This is a genomic window from Echinicola arenosa (assembly GCF_014841125.1).
Classification (GTDB): Bacteria; Bacteroidota; Bacteroidia; order Cytophagales; family Cyclobacteriaceae; genus Echinicola; species Echinicola arenosa.
Genome location: NZ_JACYTQ010000003.1, coordinates 313,069 through 329,606, shown reverse-complemented (window position 1 = coordinate 329,606; position 16,538 = coordinate 313,069). Strand labels below are relative to the sequence as shown.

General features: G+C 35.9%; 18 protein-coding genes. 3 read left to right on the top strand and 15 right to left on the bottom strand.

What is annotated here, in order from left to right:
• Positions 1-331: 331 nt before the first annotated feature.
• From IFO69_RS10630 to IFO69_RS10620, 3 genes are all read right to left on the bottom strand, one after another.
• A complete protein-coding gene (locus tag IFO69_RS10630) occupies positions 332-1,126 on the bottom strand; it encodes a zeta toxin family protein (RefSeq protein ID WP_192010084.1) in 795 nt (264 codons plus the stop codon).
• Entirely contained in the window at positions 1,126-1,341 is a 216-nt protein-coding gene (locus IFO69_RS10625; protein WP_192010083.1) for a hypothetical protein, read from the bottom strand. The genes IFO69_RS10630 and IFO69_RS10625 overlap by 1 nt, the downstream gene beginning before the upstream one ends.
• 728 nt (positions 1,342-2,069) lie before the next feature.
• A complete protein-coding gene (locus IFO69_RS10620) occupies positions 2,070-2,231 on the bottom strand; it encodes a hypothetical protein (protein ID WP_192010082.1) in 162 nt (53 codons plus the stop codon).
• Between the two features lie 612 nt (positions 2,232-2,843).
• Here IFO69_RS10620 and IFO69_RS10615 point away from each other — a divergent pair.
• A complete protein-coding gene (locus IFO69_RS10615; protein WP_225444093.1) occupies positions 2,844-2,987 on the top strand; it encodes a very short patch repair endonuclease in 144 nt (47 codons plus the stop codon).
• A gap of 413 nt (positions 2,988-3,400) precedes the next feature.
• Positions 3,401-3,883 (top strand): very short patch repair endonuclease, encoded by a 483-nt coding sequence (locus IFO69_RS10610; protein ID WP_317173451.1) that lies wholly within the window; start codon positions 3,401-3,403, stop codon positions 3,881-3,883.
• A gap of 209 nt (positions 3,884-4,092) precedes the next feature.
• Here the strand turns inward: IFO69_RS10610 and IFO69_RS10605 are convergent, their stop codons facing one another.
• Positions 4,093-4,416 carry a hypothetical protein gene (locus IFO69_RS10605; protein ID WP_192010081.1) on the bottom strand — a complete coding sequence of 108 codons (324 nt, stop codon included), beginning with the start codon at positions 4,414-4,416 and terminating at the stop codon, positions 4,093-4,095.
• 271 nt (positions 4,417-4,687) lie between these two features.
• Between IFO69_RS10605 and IFO69_RS10600 the strand changes: the two genes are divergently transcribed.
• A complete protein-coding gene (locus tag IFO69_RS10600) occupies positions 4,688-5,413 on the top strand; it encodes an HNH endonuclease (protein WP_192010080.1) in 726 nt (241 codons plus the stop codon).
• A gap of 186 nt (positions 5,414-5,599) precedes the next feature.
• Here IFO69_RS10600 and IFO69_RS10595 read toward each other — a convergent pair whose 3' ends face one another.
• The 11 genes from IFO69_RS10595 to IFO69_RS10545 all read right to left on the bottom strand — a co-directional run bounded on the left by IFO69_RS10595 (position 5,600) and on the right by IFO69_RS10545 (position 16,521).
• Complete coding sequence (locus IFO69_RS10595) at positions 5,600-6,136, bottom strand: hypothetical protein (RefSeq protein ID WP_192010079.1); 537 nt, start codon at positions 6,134-6,136, stop codon at positions 5,600-5,602.
• Positions 6,133-6,564 carry an HNH endonuclease signature motif containing protein gene (locus IFO69_RS21800; protein WP_317173450.1) on the bottom strand — a complete coding sequence of 144 codons (432 nt, stop codon included), beginning with the start codon at positions 6,562-6,564 and terminating at the stop codon, positions 6,133-6,135. The genes IFO69_RS10595 and IFO69_RS21800 overlap by 4 nt, the downstream gene beginning before the upstream one ends.
• Positions 6,561-7,289 (bottom strand): HNH endonuclease, encoded by a 729-nt coding sequence (locus tag IFO69_RS10585; RefSeq protein ID WP_192010078.1) that lies wholly within the window; start codon positions 7,287-7,289, stop codon positions 6,561-6,563. The genes IFO69_RS21800 and IFO69_RS10585 overlap by 4 nt, the downstream gene beginning before the upstream one ends.
• A gap of 188 nt (positions 7,290-7,477) precedes the next feature.
• On the bottom strand, positions 7,478-8,212 hold the full coding sequence (locus tag IFO69_RS10580) for a winged helix-turn-helix domain-containing protein (protein ID WP_192010077.1): 735 nt from the start codon (positions 8,210-8,212) through the stop codon (positions 7,478-7,480).
• A 10-nt stretch (positions 8,213-8,222) separates the two neighbouring features.
• Positions 8,223-9,530 (bottom strand): hypothetical protein, encoded by a 1,308-nt coding sequence (locus IFO69_RS10575; RefSeq protein WP_192010076.1) that lies wholly within the window; start codon positions 9,528-9,530, stop codon positions 8,223-8,225.
• A gap of 80 nt (positions 9,531-9,610) precedes the next feature.
• The gene (locus IFO69_RS10570; protein WP_192010075.1) at positions 9,611-10,297 is read right to left on the bottom strand and encodes an AbiV family abortive infection protein; all 687 of its coding nucleotides are present in this window, start codon (positions 10,295-10,297) and stop codon (positions 9,611-9,613) included.
• A 264-nt stretch (positions 10,298-10,561) separates the two neighbouring features.
• Complete coding sequence (locus IFO69_RS10565; RefSeq protein WP_192010074.1) at positions 10,562-11,176, bottom strand: BglII/BstYI family type II restriction endonuclease; 615 nt, start codon at positions 11,174-11,176, stop codon at positions 10,562-10,564.
• A complete protein-coding gene (locus tag IFO69_RS10560; RefSeq protein WP_192010073.1) occupies positions 11,173-12,741 on the bottom strand; it encodes a DNA cytosine methyltransferase in 1,569 nt (522 codons plus the stop codon). Before IFO69_RS10560 ends, IFO69_RS10565 begins: the two co-directional genes overlap by 4 nt.
• Before the next feature lie 224 nt (positions 12,742-12,965).
• Entirely contained in the window at positions 12,966-13,850 is an 885-nt protein-coding gene (locus tag IFO69_RS10555; RefSeq protein WP_192010072.1) for a hypothetical protein, read from the bottom strand.
• A gap of 73 nt (positions 13,851-13,923) precedes the next feature.
• A complete protein-coding gene (locus IFO69_RS10550; RefSeq protein WP_192010071.1) occupies positions 13,924-15,726 on the bottom strand; it encodes a DUF262 domain-containing protein in 1,803 nt (600 codons plus the stop codon).
• Between the two features lie 495 nt (positions 15,727-16,221).
• A complete protein-coding gene (locus IFO69_RS10545) occupies positions 16,222-16,521 on the bottom strand; it encodes a hypothetical protein (protein ID WP_192010070.1) in 300 nt (99 codons plus the stop codon).
• Positions 16,522-16,538 lie beyond the last annotated feature (17 nt).

Below are 16,538 nucleotides of genomic sequence, written 5' to 3'. Positions count from 1 at the left end.
GACTCAGCTATTTTCAGTCATCTTCCAGCGCAATCCTCCTCTCCAATAGTAAATACGCTTTACTCCCTTACCGAACTCCGCACCCTCACAATTCTCAGTTCCCCAGCCTGGCTACCGTAAGACAGGTTCGACAATTAACCGATTAGACTACCCTTTCCCCTCCAAAACCACCAAATAAAATTCGGACATCCACTAGACACTCCCACGATATCACCTCTTTAATACTACCAGCTCCCAAGATTATAATTTGTTCGTCTTAACTAGAATTGTGATTTCCTCGAGTAAAAGCAAGAAGAGATATACTTTTCCTAGGAGCGACGATTTTAATAATTCAACCAATTTTCCCCGAATAATAATGCTTGAACCATTCCGGCACTTCTTCATTTTTGATATCATTCCAAACCTTCTTTCCACTTCCATTCAGCTTGAAATGTGCAAATAGATTATGCCGTTCTCCTTCTTTTGAGTTATCAAAAAAATAAGCCTGGTAACAATGTTGGGCTGCCTCGTATAACAAATCCATTGAGCGGTAATACCTGTCAATAATCCTATCCCCTGGAACATCGTGTCCATCCTGGGGAACTCTGACCTTCTTTACCCTATGAACATTTATTGTTGGATCTTCTGTGGAAACAAAATAAAGGTAAACCTTATAACCTGCTTCCTTGGCCTGTTTGATGATTGCTACTTTGCTCGGATGAGAAAAAACCGTTTCGAAGGAAAATTTCACTCCTTCTTTTAATAATTTCTTTCTTAAAAAATCAGCCAGTATTTGAGCAATTCTTTCATAAGGATTGTCACTCTTTTCATCTGAAATTTTTCGAATGACCTTTAAACGGTTATTGGATACTTTTATGCATTGCAGCAGTCTTGGTAGTTGAAATTCTCTTCTGATCAATCCAGAATTATGAGCAACTTCCTCAAACTCCTGCTGATCATATATTATTTTATAAGTCGAAAAATCAAGTCCACTGTTGTAAAGGTCTTGAGCAATATCGTCTGCATTTATATAAATACCGAAGTCCAGCGTTTTACCACTTTGAACTTCGGTATTTCTAATGGCTTTTATGATGGAACTTTTTCCTGAACCGTTGGGGCCAGCAAATATTCGCATGCGTTTGGTCATCAGTCCAGAATCAGTTTTTGGTTATCACTTCCATGGCTGATTTCCTTTACTTTTTCTATATGCCCATCTTCATATTTTTTGACTACCCAACCCTTCTCGGCGACCATCACATATCCATTGATCTCCATGGCTTTTTTGGCCCCTTCCTTAAAGGCCTTTGATGATTTCCTTTCTACCAAACGGGTGCTGATATATCTTAACTTATCCTTACTCATAACATTTACAATATTATAAAAATAGAGACTAACTACAACTACATTCCATTAAATGATATAACACAGATCATAGAAAGACTGTTCAAAACCCATTATTAATGGCAAACAAACCGGATAAAAAACTTAAAATGTTTGATAAAAACTAAATAATCCCCAAAACAAATAAAACACCCCCATAGGAGGGACAAGCTTAATGTTAAAAGACTGACCCCGTTGTCATGCTAACTGAGTTACGCCACGGCGCACAGGTGCAGGACCTCATAAACTTGAGTCTCCGACTCAGCCACTTACATCCATTCAGTTGTTCCAAGTCTTTAGCACAGCGGTGACTTGGAACTTAATAATAGTAGGAGCCTGCCTGGCAGCAGACAGGTCTCCAGACTCCGATCAAACCCATAATCCTGCCCTGAGAATTACAACCCATTACATCCTCTGTGAACTCCACGCCCTTCGTACTTTCACTACCCTTTAAAGCGCGACTATTCATCAATTTCCTGAATTGCTGAATATAATGCAGGAATTACATTTTTAAAGAAATGAGGCAGATGGTCTTTTTTAATTGTTTTTCCCTTTTGAAACGAAACACAGTATTGAGGAGTCCTATTATAAAATGAACTGTTAAACAAATGTAGGTTGTCAAAAAATTCGAAATGCTTGTTTAAATTGGCATATCCCTCTCTGAATCTTTTCTCTATCTCAGCATCTAGGACAAAAAATTGAGGCATGAATTATTTAAATTGAGGAGCTATTTGAGGATGTTTGTTTTGGATCCCCATGGCCACGTTATTTTCATATACCTTAATTTCCTTCCTTATTTTAGGCATTTGTGACTTCATCTTGCGTTTGAAGTTTTCTATCTGTCTAGTGATATCGTCTTTCCTTTCCTTCATAATACAAAGTTAGTGAATTTCATGAAAAGAGTTTAAACATTCCCAACCATTACTAATCAGCTATTTACAACACATGAGATAAACAGAGATAAAATTTGAACGTTCCCTAGATGTTCCCACGACGTCTCCTTGATGTTCCCTCTATGTCTCCTCTCTAATCCCTCTAAAGCACTTTTCTTCCCTCACCCCCTGCCCCCCTGAAGGGGGAATCCACCCACAAACGTCATTGCGACCTGTTGTCCTGACAGCTGAGCTACGCCACGGCGCACTGGTGCAGGACCACCTAAACTTGAGTCTCGGACTCAACTACTATCTTTCACTGCTCACTCTTCCTCTTCCCATCTTCTCACCTCCACCTTTCCCTCACCCCCTGCCCCCCTGAAGGGGGAATCCCCCCACAACTGTCATTGCGATCCCCGTTGTCCTAGCAGCTGAGCTACGCCACGGCGCACTGGTGCAGTACCACCTAAACTTGAGTCTCCGACTCAACTACTATCTTCCAATGCCCTTTAAAGTATTCATAAAAGCGTCCATTTGTTTTCTCCCTGCACTTTTGTAAACTTTACGTATACGATAAGACCCTTACTTCTTGTGCAAGAAGTTTACAAAGCCATGTCAAAAACCTACCCTGAACAAAAGATCAAAGTCCCCCGCTTCTCCGAGGAAAACGGCTTCTATACCACCAAGCAGCGGTCTTATAATATGTCCAGGATACGAGGTAAATATACTGTAAACCTTTCTTTCCAGCTCGGATAACTCACCTCTAGGTGAACAGGTATACTTCCCCTGTTAAAAACGTATACTCCTTCCGATAATAATATAAGTAAGCGCGGGAGGCAGCCAGAAATGCGGGCCAGCGTAGGACTTGCTGGCAGAAGCTTTATTTCTGGCTTGACTTTTTTGTTACTTTTTGTGTCTAAGCCCGTCCCGATTACTTTCGGGGACAAAAAGTAAGGAAGATACTGTTTCCAACAACATAAAATTCTTATTTGCTCAGCTGAGCTAAGCCAAGACTCACAGGTGCAGAACCACCTAATACTGCGTCTCACTCTATATCTCCTTTTTGATTAATCGAAGAATTACGCTTTTAAAAAATTCAATAAAAAGCCCGTTTGTTTTCTCCCTGCACTTTTGTAAATTTTACGTATACGATAAGACCCTTACTTCTTGTGAAAGAAGTTTACAAAGCCATGTCAAAAACCTACCCTGAACAAAAGATCAAAGTCCCCCGCTTCTCCGAGGAAAACGGCTTCTATACCACCAAGCAGCGGTCTTATAATATGTCCAGGATTAGAAGTAAAGACACCAAGCCGGAAAAACTCCTTAAGAAAGCCCTATGGCACGCAGGACTACACCACCGCTCCAATAAACAAAAACTCCCAGGCAAACCCGATATCGTTTTTATCAAATACAAACTGGTCATCTTTATCGACGGTACCTTCTGGCACGGTCATAACTGGCCCGAAAGGAAACAGGCCATCAAGTCCAACAGGAACTTTTGGATCCCCAAGATTGAACGGAACATGCAGCGCGACCGTGAGATCAACCTCCATTACAAAAGAAAAGGATGGACGGTCCTACGCTTTTGGGATTTTGAAGTGAAAAAGGAGTTGGGGGTATGTGTGAATCAAGTTTTGAGCTCAATAAACTAAAGAGGATCGTCGTAATTATTTTTTAAGTTTATGTTTACTATCTTCAATTGAATTTTTAAACATAATATTATAACATTAATGCGTAATCCCAAATGGCACCGTGACGAGATTATCCTTGCCCCGGACCTGTACCATTCTTTAGAGCCGAGCCAAATTCATGGTAGAACCCTCGCCTGGATGTAGTATGAGCGCCTAGGTGTAGATTGTATCTACACCTTTTTATATCCTGCTCCTTTCTTGATCCCATTCAAAAAATCTGAAATGAGCCTATTATCCGTCACCTCCTCTTTCGTCCATTTGAATTCTTCAAACTCATGCCAACCATGGTCAATTTCCGGATCGTAGGGGTCTTTTCTCAAGGAGGGCACATCCCATTCCTCCGCAACAAAGAATTCTTCCGAAATCAGTTTTTCCCTGATCATAGCGGTGGCTTCCTCTGGATGAAGGTTTTCAGGGTTGGCAAATACTACGTAGCCATACTGTTTGTAGTTACCACTGTCACGGTAGAGGTAATTGAATTGCAGTTTATTCATTTGGGTTTATTATATTGAGACCCTATCGTCCCGGATTTTATACTTAAAGCTATCGGTAACATGGCTATTCACTGTTCCTCTAACCAGTCCATCACCTGCCCACATTACGGAAGGGAAACGGCTTTTTTACAAAAAAACACAAAACCGGAAAGCCGGTCAAGTCAACGGCACACATACCTTGACAACCCGTGTCCATATACCTATTTGGACGGAGTAGCATCAAAAGAAATGTTCCAAAAACAATCTCATTAGACAGAAAATAAATACCCCCATGAGAAACCCCAAATGGCACCGTGACGAGATTATCCTTGCCCTGGACCTGTACTATTCTTTAGAGCCGGGTCAAATTCATGGAAGAAACCCAGCGGTTATTGAGTTATCGGAATTATTAAATCGTTTACCGATTTTTGATATCAAACCTGATGCTGTCAAATTCAGAAACCCAAATGGAGTTGGTTTAAAATTGAGTAACTTTCTTGCGATAGACCCCGAATATCATGGCAAGGGAATGCAAAGCTTCAGCAAGTTAGACGAACAGGTTTTCAATGAATTTGATGGAAAGCGATATGAGTTAAAGAAAATTGCCAATTCTATCAGAAATGCTGTCAAAGACGTAAACCTGAGCAATAAGCTCTATAAAATTCCTGAAAACGAAGAGGAATCGGGTTTTGTTTTTAAAGAAGGAAAAGTGCTGTATAAATTGCACAAGTACCGGGAGCGTAACAGTAAACTTGTGCTAAAAAAGAAATCGCAACATCTTCAAAAATATGGTAGTTTAGATTGTGAGGCTTGCGATTTTAATTTCCAGGTAAAATATGGTGATTTAGGGGCAGGATATATAGAATGCCATCACAAAGTAGCTTTATCTGATTTTGATGGAAGGGTCGATACACGATTGGAAGATTTGGCTTTGGTCTGTTCCAATTGCCATAGAATGCTACACAAAAGCTTTGAAACCTTATCGGTTGGCAACCTAAAATCACTGATTAAATTATAACTTTCCAGATTGAAGAAAGAGCATAGTAAGCAAGCAAGGGAACCAAGGTACTGACTTCTGAAGAACTTTATTGTAACCCGATAAGGAAAGGTATTTCCCTCGCAAAAAAAACTTGGACTGGCACAGGGAATAGGTGTTCAATTAGATGATTTCCTTTAAATCTTTTATAAATGCTTCAATCTAAAATCACGAAAAATCGTCAATAGAATCATCTCCATCCCATTCTCTTCCAAGTGCTAGATTAAATTGCTTTTGCGCTCCATTTAAATCAAAAAATGACCCCATACTTTCATGAATAAAATTATTTCCTTCGATATATACCTTTGCCAGTGCATAGGGTTTTATGCCGCTGCCATTCGTTAAAACAAAAAGCTCGTTGGTAGCACTATTTATTTCAGCCGAGTCAACTATCGATTCTCCATATTTATTCTTAGAAAATACACTTCCTTTTACTAATCCTTGCACATATTCTAGTAATCCATTTTCGTTGATTGAAGCAGGGCAGTTTGGGAATTCATTTGGTGTTTTCCAATTTTTTTGTTGAGCATTGGGTGTTTTTGATGTAATTATAAGTTCTTCCACATTTGATAAATCATTATTCGGATTTATCTTTCTATATACCCATTCTCCTAATTGACCACCTTTTGAAATTTTCCCTTCCTTCGCCCAATTCAGTAAATTGTTTTTTGCGTTCTCTGCTTCTTCTTTGGTGACAGTTCTCATCCAAGAGAAATTTTACTCAAGATTACCGTTAAGGGGCTTATTGAGATTGGAAAGATAGCATAGTTGAAAATTATTCTGGACAAGGTGATAGGATTTAGTAGTATATTTTCAAGCCTTGTTACCCATCTCAAGTTTTCTAGTCTATTGTTTCTCTTATTGGTATCAATATGATCTATTACGTGAGATTCTGATGGTTGAACTCCATGGAAAGCGGTCACCACAATTCTATGCACCGTTTCTGATGAATGATACATATACCCTTTTTGTTTATCAACCTTTCCAAAAGTCCATTTTTCGTCCAGAGGTCTTTTTCTTTTACCAGATTTTTGAAGTCTACAAATGGCACCATTATCCCTTACCCGATAGACTTCATCTCGGTATTCACAGGATTGCTCAATTTCAAATATGTCAATCAAATCGTTTTTCACTTTCTATTTGGCGGATTTTGATTTTTTTTCTTTTTACTCTTTATCATTTTTTTAACTTCATGCACAGTATATGGAGGGTTCCTGCGATGCATAATTGCATGGCAATTAGGACAGACTGGTATCAAATCTCTTACAGGATCGAGTTGATATTCTTTTCCAATACTAGCAATTGGTCTAAGATGATGAACATGGATAAAATCTTTAAAATAACTACCATAATGATCTTCAAAATTAAACTCACATACAATACAAGAGTAACCATGATGTTTTAAGCATGATTTTCGCGCTGAACTATCTCTTTCATATGAATTTACAAGAATACGTTTAGAACTTCCCTCAGCATATATGCTGTTTTCTGTCAGTTCTTCAGGAATATTTTTATCACTTGAATGCGTAAAAAGTTCAGTGTTTTCATAACCATATTCCCTCAATCTCTGACTAGCAACGGCTAATTCTTCAGAGGTGAACAGTTCTCTCCAGGGCTCCCTGAGTACCAGGGCCTCCAATGATATATCCAGCCTGCCTTCATTGACCAAAGTAATAAACCCTTTAGTTGGCGGTTTATTCATGGCTTTTGGATTAAGCCATGATTTGGCAGCTTTTAACCCACCATCTTTTCTGATTTTTTGCAAGAAGCGAGTGGCATTATATCCACAATATTTTTTTGCTGCTTCATAAATTTCAAATGCCTTGTCATTAAATTTACTTTCCAAATTATCATCCATGGCAAAAAGTGTTTTGTAATAAAGAAACGATAAAATTAAACTTTTTCAGCATTTTTGGGAGACTTCCTCCCTTTCCTGTCTAAATACCAGTTGATTATTATTAGAAATTGTAAAATTATTATACATCCCAATGCACATTTTTTCGAATGTTTATTCATAAAATAATTAATACAATACTAAAAACTACATCACTTAATAATCTCCCAATTATCCCAATAATACCCAATCTCATTATCCAAGGTCCCAATGAAGAGCCTCTCATTCCTGATTTTAAGTGTGACCCTAAAGCGATCATGTAACTTGATATCTTTGATGGCATTGGTATGGACCAACTCATCTACTTTATTTGCTGGTAGGATGACCACAGATTTATGTCTGTTTGGATGGATCATCACGAAAACATAAAATACATTCCCTGCATAACCCCGCTCAAGCGCTACCTTACGCATATCAAAAATATATGAGTTCTGGGCATTTAGATTCGATGTTTTTACCTGAAGGCTAAACAGTTTATTGTCCCTGGTTGCGATGATATCCATCCCAACGTCCACACTCATGATACTGGCATTATACCCGCGGAATAGCAGCTCAGCTGTTACATAGTGCTCTCCGGCCTTGCCGATAAATCCCCCTTGTACCTTTTCCTTCTTTATAGGAGCCAATGATTTCATCTCTTCCTTTTTTACAGGAACTGATGGGTTAGGATTTAAACCATAAGTACCAGGTCCTGTTTTGATAAATGCGGATGTCTCACCTTTAGAATTGATATCGGTGATCAACTGGGCATTCATGGAAGATTCAGGCGTTTTGCCTTCAGTGACCAATATCCCTTGTTCCAATGCCCTTTTGGTTATTTCTTTATAATGAAGGGAAGATTTATGCTTTATCAAAACCTGTAGTGCTGCTTCTTTAAATTTGTTCATGGGGAAATAATTACGTAAACCATTTTTGATTATGTCCTACACACAGCAAGTTTTCTATCATATAGCATGGTAAGTCTCTAAATACTTTTGAAAAAACAGTTTGGGGAACGCTACGTTGTCCCCTTAAGGCCTTCCCATCCACTAATCCACGTTTTACCAATTCCTTTGCCCCTAATAAGGTTCCAGTTTGCAAGTATACAGCTTTAGGGTAATACGATTTGGCTAGACCAATTCTTTGAGCAGTATCATAACTCCATAAATCACCCAGTCCAAAGACTTTAGTTTTAACCTCCTCCGTAATCTCAAAAATATCCTCGAAGGATTTGGCTTTTTCTAAAGCTTCATAGAAGGGAGCTTGAAGCAATAGTTCAGCCCCATCTTGACACCTTTTCTTGCCTACACGATTTTGATGACCGGCAAACATGGTTTTATTATTATCACAACCTGTTGTATTGTTCGGAACTACTGCATTTCCAGCATTTTCTACAACCTCCTTAAAATTTGGTAAGTTTTTATAAAACTTTTCCAGATTGTAATAATGCTCAAAAGCAATCAAGCCTTTTTCTCCAATATCATCTTTTTTCCAATCGTGAGATAAAGCCTTAAGATACCTGTTTAACACCTCCTCATCCTGAAAAGTCCGTATCCCACTCATAATATTAGGAATAACGTACTCTCGATTAGGAATATATTCAGCAATCTCCTTAGGGGGTATAATCCTATTATCGCCCTTTTCATCTCTTGGTCTAGTAGAAGTAGCCAACAAAAAATCCAAATCATCCAAGCCCTCCGGCCAGGGGATGTCCAGCTCACCTGATTTGGTCATACTATATAATTCTGGTTTATTTATAAAAACTTTATATCCATCACCGTTCTTTTTCATCTCTATTTCCCACCTATCTCTTAGACTATTCTTATCCTCATCAGAGAGCTCAGGATTAAAAAGTATTCCACATACACACCACGCACTACTTCCTTTGATAAAATTAGGATGATCACCTCCTTCAACATTAGATAGGTTCTTAACGATGTTTACGATATCTTTAACATCTAGATCACTTTTTTCAAAACCGACCGCCTTCGCCACACCATATTGATCTCTATTGAGCGAATTATCAAATACCATAGTATATGTCCCTCCATCCTTAGAAGAAAAGCGACCATACCGGATAGGAACCACAACATCTTTTGCACTGGTCATGTCTAGATGTTTATCGCGCCACTCCTTTCTTTTCTTATCTTTTGAATCATTTTTATTATCCCTATAGTCTTGCCAAAACAAGGACCCAATAATCAATGCGCCGCCTTTGAGGTTCATAAGGTTTATGGTTAAAAGTTTGAAATAGGTTATTGGAATTTCCTCAAATAAAATATAAGCTTAATCAACCAAACTTACTTTTAATTAACCAACTTTTTCCTTTCTGCTGACATCTCGACCTTAAGATCAATCCCTTGGTTCAACATTTGAACGACTCTATCCTTTTCATTATCAGACCAGGCTCGAAAAAGGATGGGTAAAACCCTTATTTTAATGGAAAGCCCCTTAATGATCTCATTGGTTTCTTCATATTGGGCTTTTGTGATTTCCTTTGGGCTAATCAAGCCATCCTTATAATCAACATAAAAACCCTGCTTCTTTAAATTATCAGCATTTTCCCACCATTCGAGATTTTCACCAACTTGCTTTAGGCCACTTAAAACCATTAATGCTTGATTTAGAAAATGTCCGAAATTATCTAAAAAAGAACTCTTTTTGTTTTTCGGTATTTCTTGTGCTTGCAAGAAGTGCTCAAAAATCCCTATCAATTCTGGAAAAAAGGCAGTGTCATGTTTTACTTTATGATTGAAAAATACCTTTTCCATTTCCTTTATCTTAATTAATTCTACTCCATGGCCGAGCAAAAAGAGTACACCTGACTTTACCAGTTCCTCTCCTCCTAAAATCAGTAAGGAGCAGGCAACACCATAGTTACCTTTTTGGCCTAAAAGTTTCCCGGATTTAATCAAACTGCGGCCATTATCCAATACCGTTTGATAGCTATTATAAGCTTCTTTTGGGTTGATTTGCTTAAATGTTACGCTCAAAATTATTGGTTTGTAAATAGTTCAAAATCCTTTAATCTAATTGGACATCTCGTTTCCCTCAAAAAATCCTGACTCAATCCCCATAGGAACCTCTCCGGTTCCGTGCTACACTGGTTTCATCGTTCGTGCTACGCACGCGACGAAAACCTAGTTGTTGTATACCATTTTATTTTATTCATTTCGTTTTTAGCCTAGGTGTGAAAGCTCTTTGCCAATGTCGGAATGAAGATTGAAATGTGCAAATAGGGGTTCTTGATCTTAGTTTTAATCTTGCTCTACACCAATCAAGATTAAAGGAACTGCTGGAGTTCCTCTTCCTTGTCGTGCTATGTGATGTATAACTCTTTCAAAATAACCTGGACCAGAGGACATCTCTGATTGCAGTTTCTTGGTTGGAATAATTTCAATTCCTAAATCGATGGTGTTTCCAATATAAAAACCTAAGTGTTTTACGAACAGATCAAATTCGATAAAACTATATTTTGCTAGTTGTACTTCAATGGCAACTCTATCTTTTTGAAAATCGGTCTGATTATATGAGGATATAGCCGTTTTACCCGCTTTTTCTATTCGGATTTTTTGTTCCTCATATGGCAAATGCATTATATCTGCTGTTAATTCATAATCATCAGTTACGTAGTAATTGAATCTCGATTCTTTCCAACCTGAGGCTTCAAACTCTTTTTTCATTCTAGCATTCAAATCTATTGGCGAAAAAACCATTTTGTCTTTCATGGTTTTTTCCTTGCTCTTTTTGGTGCGGTACTCTTCCGCATCAATGGAAGCAATCACTTTTTCAATTTCTTCCCAAGTTTCTTTTCTATGAACTTGCAACCATTCATAACCATTGAGATGGTTGTACATTGCTCCAATTTTCATGCTTTAATATGTTTATTGAACACATACCCTGAAATGATCCCTGAAATCACTAAAGCTTTATTGTCAAAAAGTTTTGTATTTAAGTTATCTCCAACAATAGAAGCAAATTCAGAATCAGAGATATTTATATCAGAGATATTGTTTCTTATATCTAAACTTATCCTGGAAATTGTATCCAAAACGTCATATGGATGGATGTATTCTTGAGATTTATGAGTCCATTTCTTCTGTAATTCTTCAGAGCTTAGAGTTTCAGAAAAAGCTTTTAATTCTTTCACTTTCTTATCAATATTGATATTCTGAATTTTCAGTAACTCAAGTATTTGTTTATGGCTTTTATCGGTAAATAATACCTCATTTATTTTTTTTGAAGAACCATAAAAGAACCTTACCTTCCAAGCGCAAATAGTACCAACAAACTTGTTAGAGAGTTCAAATCTAACACCACTTCCAAATCTATATTCAGGTATCGCTAATCTAAACGAACGGTCATCTCGATACTTAAATTTTGCTTTATCTGGTGGAGTTATAGGAATTGGCTCACCTGGTGATTCATGTCGATAATGATGAGCATTTTCGATTAAAGTTAATTCTCTAACTGGAGTTTCCAACATACTTTGAAACAAATAGTACGTGACCACTGGAGGAATGGCATTTCCTATCATTTTTAATTTTGAGTTATATGTTTTTCCATAATATTGATATGTAATAGGAAAACCCATTAACATTCCTCTTTCTCTTACTGTTAATCTTCTGAAACCAACACCGTTTTGTATAACTAGACTTTCTCTGGATACCCTAGTACACGTAGAGGTAATGGTTCTTGAAGGCCTGGTTAAGTTTTCAGGAAATGACATGCCATTATAAACAGGATGATATTCTTTTGATTCTCTGTTTAATCTTAATTCTTCAGGATTAAGGGAGGCTTCAATTATGTGGTCAGTCAATTCTTCCCTTGATAGTTCATAGCCATATATTGGATCAGTTACCTTTTCACCTTTTAAAGCGTTCAAAACATCTCCCAATGTCCTGTCAGCTGTCTCAGCTTTATATGCTTCGAATAGGTGATGGGGAAAATTTCCCCCAATCATTCTTTTTCGCTTTTGTGGAAGGCCAAATTCGCTTGAATCAACCACTTCTAAATAATTGAATAGCTTCTTGAATCGCTTAAACTTAGGGTCTTCATTTAAAACTTTTTCTAAAATGTTCTTAACTCTTGGGACATTTTCCATTGCCCAATACTTTGGTTTCAGGTATTCAACAACGGAAAGAAATTGATACATATCAACTAAACCGTCTTGAATATCTCCTCCACCACCTCTGTTTGCATAGGAGAATTGAGTACAGGGTGGACTGCCTACAACAAAATCAATTGAGCCCACCTTGGGCAGAGAGTTGAAATCTAGTTTTCTAATATCTATCTCTTTGGTGTTTGTTCCAAAGTTAATATTGTGTGTTAGGTTAGATTCCTTATTCCATTCAAATGATTTGATATGTTCTATACCATTGAGTTTCATCCCTAAAGTCCAGCCACCAATACCACTATATAAATCTATACAATTCACATTTTTATTTTTAAAGTCTTTTACAAATATAGACCGAGATTTTATTAATTCATTTTAAAAAACAATTCGAATCCAATATTTCTAGGCAGGTAATAAGGACTAAAACCTCTTCAGAGAGCAACCGATACATTGGCCTAATGAATCGAGAAGTTCACAGCCTGAAAGCTATGGCAGGACAGATCATGTGAGAGGTTTATGTCTGGGGTTCCCCTTTACCTAATCGACTAAGGCGTTGCTATTCTTTCTAATACATTACTTAATGTAGTAAATGTATAGTGAACATTTCCTAAATCATCAATTTCAGTGAGTAAAGTTACTATTGCTGTCACGTTAATTAACTCTTCTTCGAGACGTTTTATTAAATCTCTATATTTTAAAAAACTATCGGGATCGCCCCAAATGATAGGTAAAATCGTAAAAGGAATATTTTCACCATTTATATTAAGGTATTGGCCTTTACTATTCAATCCTTCTGTTTTACCTTCTATTTTCTCATTAAACTTTTGTATAAGAAAACGTTTAAATCCATCATCACTTCGATGAAGGTCTGGAGCTATATTATGATAACTAATCAAATCCATGTATAAAAGGGAAGAATCATCTTCACTTTTAAAGACAAGGTCAACTTTCTTTCCGTTAGGTAAGGGTCTCTCAATATCCTCTAAATTAAACCCATTTTTTAAAATAAAGTGAATCCCCAGTAACTCAGCAAAAAAATTTAAGTATTGGTAATTTGAACCTAGTTTAGGGTCAACCGCTGTTAACATTTGAACAACTGTATCTTTTACTTTTGGTAATAAAGCTGGATTTATTAGCTTTTTTATTTCTTTAAGAGTTAACTCTATGTGTCTAAGCAAAGAAATATATCTATTATTTGGATTTGAGTCAATATCAGTTAAAAACAATAAATCATAGATACAGTGAGGTCTGTAGTTTTTTGACTGATCTGTAATCTTAACCAACTGATCATACCGATTTTTAACTGCACTAATTTTTTTCTTTAATTGCTTATCTTTTATTCCTGAAAACACAAATGTTTCAGGAATATATTCCATTAATCTATCTTTAAACTCTTTTAATTGAAATTCTACAGTGGTTGAATCACTCATCTTAAAATTTATTGCACAACTTGTTTAATTGTTTTCATATACCAAAAAATGTCATCAACTTACTTAACTGTAGTTAATCTCTCTTAAAGAATCTCGAATATATTGCGGAATGATTTTCTGGCTCAACTTTATTATTATGGGACATATGACGCTCAAACAAAGCTCCATCAAACCAAACAGGCTCATTTGTTGGGATGGCTTTGAATATCAATACTTCTTTACCATGATATTGTCTTGAAATAATATTTGACAAAATCTCATTCTTGTATCTATCAGGTTTTAAAGGTGCAGATTTAATAGTATCTTTAATTCTTCTTAAATATTTGTCTACTGAATTATAATATTTCAGTGCTTCTGGTTCTATCCCAGTTACACGAAATTTATTCATTATAAAATGTTTTCGATTGTAATGTGCTTTGTGTTGATTTGCATCATTCTCATTATCTGCAACACCAACGATTACATATCCAGCTTTATTAGGTCCTAAATTTGAAATAGCAGAAAGAGTTTTAGCAATCTTTGTAACAAGGTCGCTGTTATATTTTCCATTGGTAAGAGTGGTTACTCCCATCTTAAAATCAATTTGATTTTGCTCGGTTATAGAATTCATTAATATCTTTTCAAATTCTAATGTCCAGTCCTCATTAATTGGATCACCTGAATTTCTTTCTCGAAAATGCTCTTGAATTCTTCCAATAACGTGATTGATAATATTCCTTCTTTCTTTTCCCTTAAATGCCTCTCTTAGCTGATTTTTAGAAAACAAATCATCGCCCATTCCTGACATACTCTTAATTAGTGCTTTTGAATCATTAATTGACTTGTTCTCTTTTATTATTAATTGATAAAAAGTCATAAATAAAATATGATAAACTTCTCTAATACTTGACCCTTTACTCTTAACGAATAATAGATTTGGGAAGTCTTTTCTTGCTTCAATCAAAAGGTTCTCAATTGTTGCAAATACTCTTCGAAAATTTTTGGAAATTATTTCATCAGATACTCTACTTAGAGAAGTCTCTATTTCTTCCAGCTCCTTTGATTCAACAGCTAAAGGATTAGGATTATAACCATAATACTTATCTAACCTAGCAGCAGTCATATGAATGTCATTTGCAGATATCATATCAGCTAATAGAAAAGCGATTATTTCTTCATCTGTTGAGTTTCTTATATTATCTGGACTAACTATATGATGTTTTACCCAGAACATATCAAGTACAGAAACTCCATAATAGCCAAGCCGTTTTTGAGTTATACTGATCTTTGACATTTCATTGAGTACTAATAAATCATCTGAAATATCCTTTCTTATATCAGTTGCTAACTTTCTTACTAAAGTTGGAAACTTACCAAGTGTACCTGCATGTCTAAGTTCTTGATTAGATAAATGTTTTCCATTAGAATTAATCCTTCGAAATGTTTCTTCAATCTTTGGACCTGTTAGAGTGCTTGCCTTTGAAATTGGAAGTAAATAATTGACTATTTTCCTACAAAACTCCTTATCAAGCTTCGGTTCTTTTTGCTTTAAAACACCATTCTCAAGCCTTGACTGGCTGTCTGACATTACAGATAGATCAAAGAAACCATCTTTTAAACTATATTTGTTTTCGATAAATGAAAAAATTGCATCAAATCTTTGCATTCCATCAATTATTTCAAGTTTGGTTGAACTTTCAAAGTTAACCTCCGCTAATAAGAATAGAGGAATTGGTAATTCTCTCGAAAGTGTATCTATGAAATTTCTTTTTTCTTCGATTGTCCAAACTAGTTTACGTTGATAGTTTCTGTTTACTAACAACCTTTGTTTAATAAAATCAGTGTAAATAGTTTGAACATGTGTACCTTGAATTGTTAAACCACTCGATATAGCCATATTATTTCAGTTAGATATTAATTTCTCTTTAACCTTTTCAGTATTTCCTTTTTCATTAACCACAGCACTTGTATATCACCATCCAATGTTTGATATACCTTTTATATTTATTTTAACAAAATTTGCCCTATTTCCTTAACAAAAGACCATTTATCCATTTCCAAACGCTTACCAATAATTTGTAATTATTTATAATTGAACATATCCTCTAAAACTAACAATCTCCCACTTCCCATAAAATACCCCACTTGGGGTATTTTTCACCAAAACCCCACAAAAAAAAGCCCTCCAACCGAAGGGCTTCTATAAATTATTGAATAGGATTTAAACAACTTATATATTTTATCAGCTTCCTTAATTTAACTTATAAATCATTATTTGTGGAATCACAGTAAGAGTTATTTAAAAATGAAAATTGCCTATAGATCAAAAATACTATGCTTCATTTTAAGTATTCCAACTTTTGCAATGTGATATATACTGTTATTGATTTCATCAAACTCCATATTTCTCCTTGACTTCTCTTTGAATAATTTCTAAGACTATTTTATAATTAGTACCAACTACAATAGCTAATTTAACTATTTCCTCAATAGTAAATAATTCTGGATTTCTTAGCTTTTCGGTATAAGTATTAAATCCCATTTGAAGCTTTTTGGACAGGTTAGTAGGTTTAAGTTCTTGAAGTCTTGAAATGCTTTTGATAAGACCTTGATTAAATAATGCACCAATTTCCTCAAACTCCTCATCGAATTTGAATTCTTGGATTTTCTTTTTCGATTCTTTTGATTTCATTAGGCCCAATCTGACCA

Excerpts from the sequence above, each read along its gene's own strand:
- IFO69_RS10555 (WP_192010072.1), bottom strand. The coding sequence starts at position 13,850 with ATGAGTGATTCAACCACTGTAGAATTTCAATTAAAAGAGTTTAAAGAT.
- IFO69_RS10625 (WP_192010083.1), bottom strand. The coding sequence starts at position 1,341 with ATGAGTAAGGATAAGTTAAGATATATCAGCACCCGTTTGGTAGAAAGG.
- IFO69_RS10550 (WP_192010071.1), bottom strand. The coding sequence starts at position 15,726 with ATGGCTATATCGAGTGGTTTAACAATTCAAGGTACACATGTTCAAACT.
- IFO69_RS10620 (WP_192010082.1), bottom strand. The coding sequence starts at position 2,231 with ATGAAGGAAAGGAAAGACGATATCACTAGACAGATAGAAAACTTCAAA.
- IFO69_RS10575 (WP_192010076.1), bottom strand. The coding sequence starts at position 9,530 with ATGAACCTCAAAGGCGGCGCATTGATTATTGGGTCCTTGTTTTGGCAA.
- IFO69_RS10600 (WP_192010080.1), top strand. The coding sequence starts at position 4,688 with ATGAGAAACCCCAAATGGCACCGTGACGAGATTATCCTTGCCCTGGAC.
- IFO69_RS10585 (WP_192010078.1), bottom strand. The coding sequence starts at position 7,289 with ATGGATGATAATTTGGAAAGTAAATTTAATGACAAGGCATTTGAAATT.
- IFO69_RS10615 (WP_225444093.1), top strand. The coding sequence starts at position 2,844 with ATGTCAAAAACCTACCCTGAACAAAAGATCAAAGTCCCCCGCTTCTCC.
- IFO69_RS10595 (WP_192010079.1), bottom strand. The coding sequence starts at position 6,136 with ATGAGAACTGTCACCAAAGAAGAAGCAGAGAACGCAAAAAACAATTTA.
- IFO69_RS10630 (WP_192010084.1), bottom strand. The coding sequence starts at position 1,126 with ATGACCAAACGCATGCGAATATTTGCTGGCCCCAACGGTTCAGGAAAA.
- IFO69_RS10605 (WP_192010081.1), bottom strand. The coding sequence starts at position 4,416 with ATGAATAAACTGCAATTCAATTACCTCTACCGTGACAGTGGTAACTAC.
- IFO69_RS10545 (WP_192010070.1), bottom strand. The coding sequence starts at position 16,521 with ATGAAATCAAAAGAATCGAAAAAGAAAATCCAAGAATTCAAATTCGAT.
- IFO69_RS10580 (WP_192010077.1), bottom strand. The coding sequence starts at position 8,212 with ATGAACAAATTTAAAGAAGCAGCACTACAGGTTTTGATAAAGCATAAA.
- IFO69_RS10565 (WP_192010074.1), bottom strand. The coding sequence starts at position 11,176 with ATGAAAATTGGAGCAATGTACAACCATCTCAATGGTTATGAATGGTTG.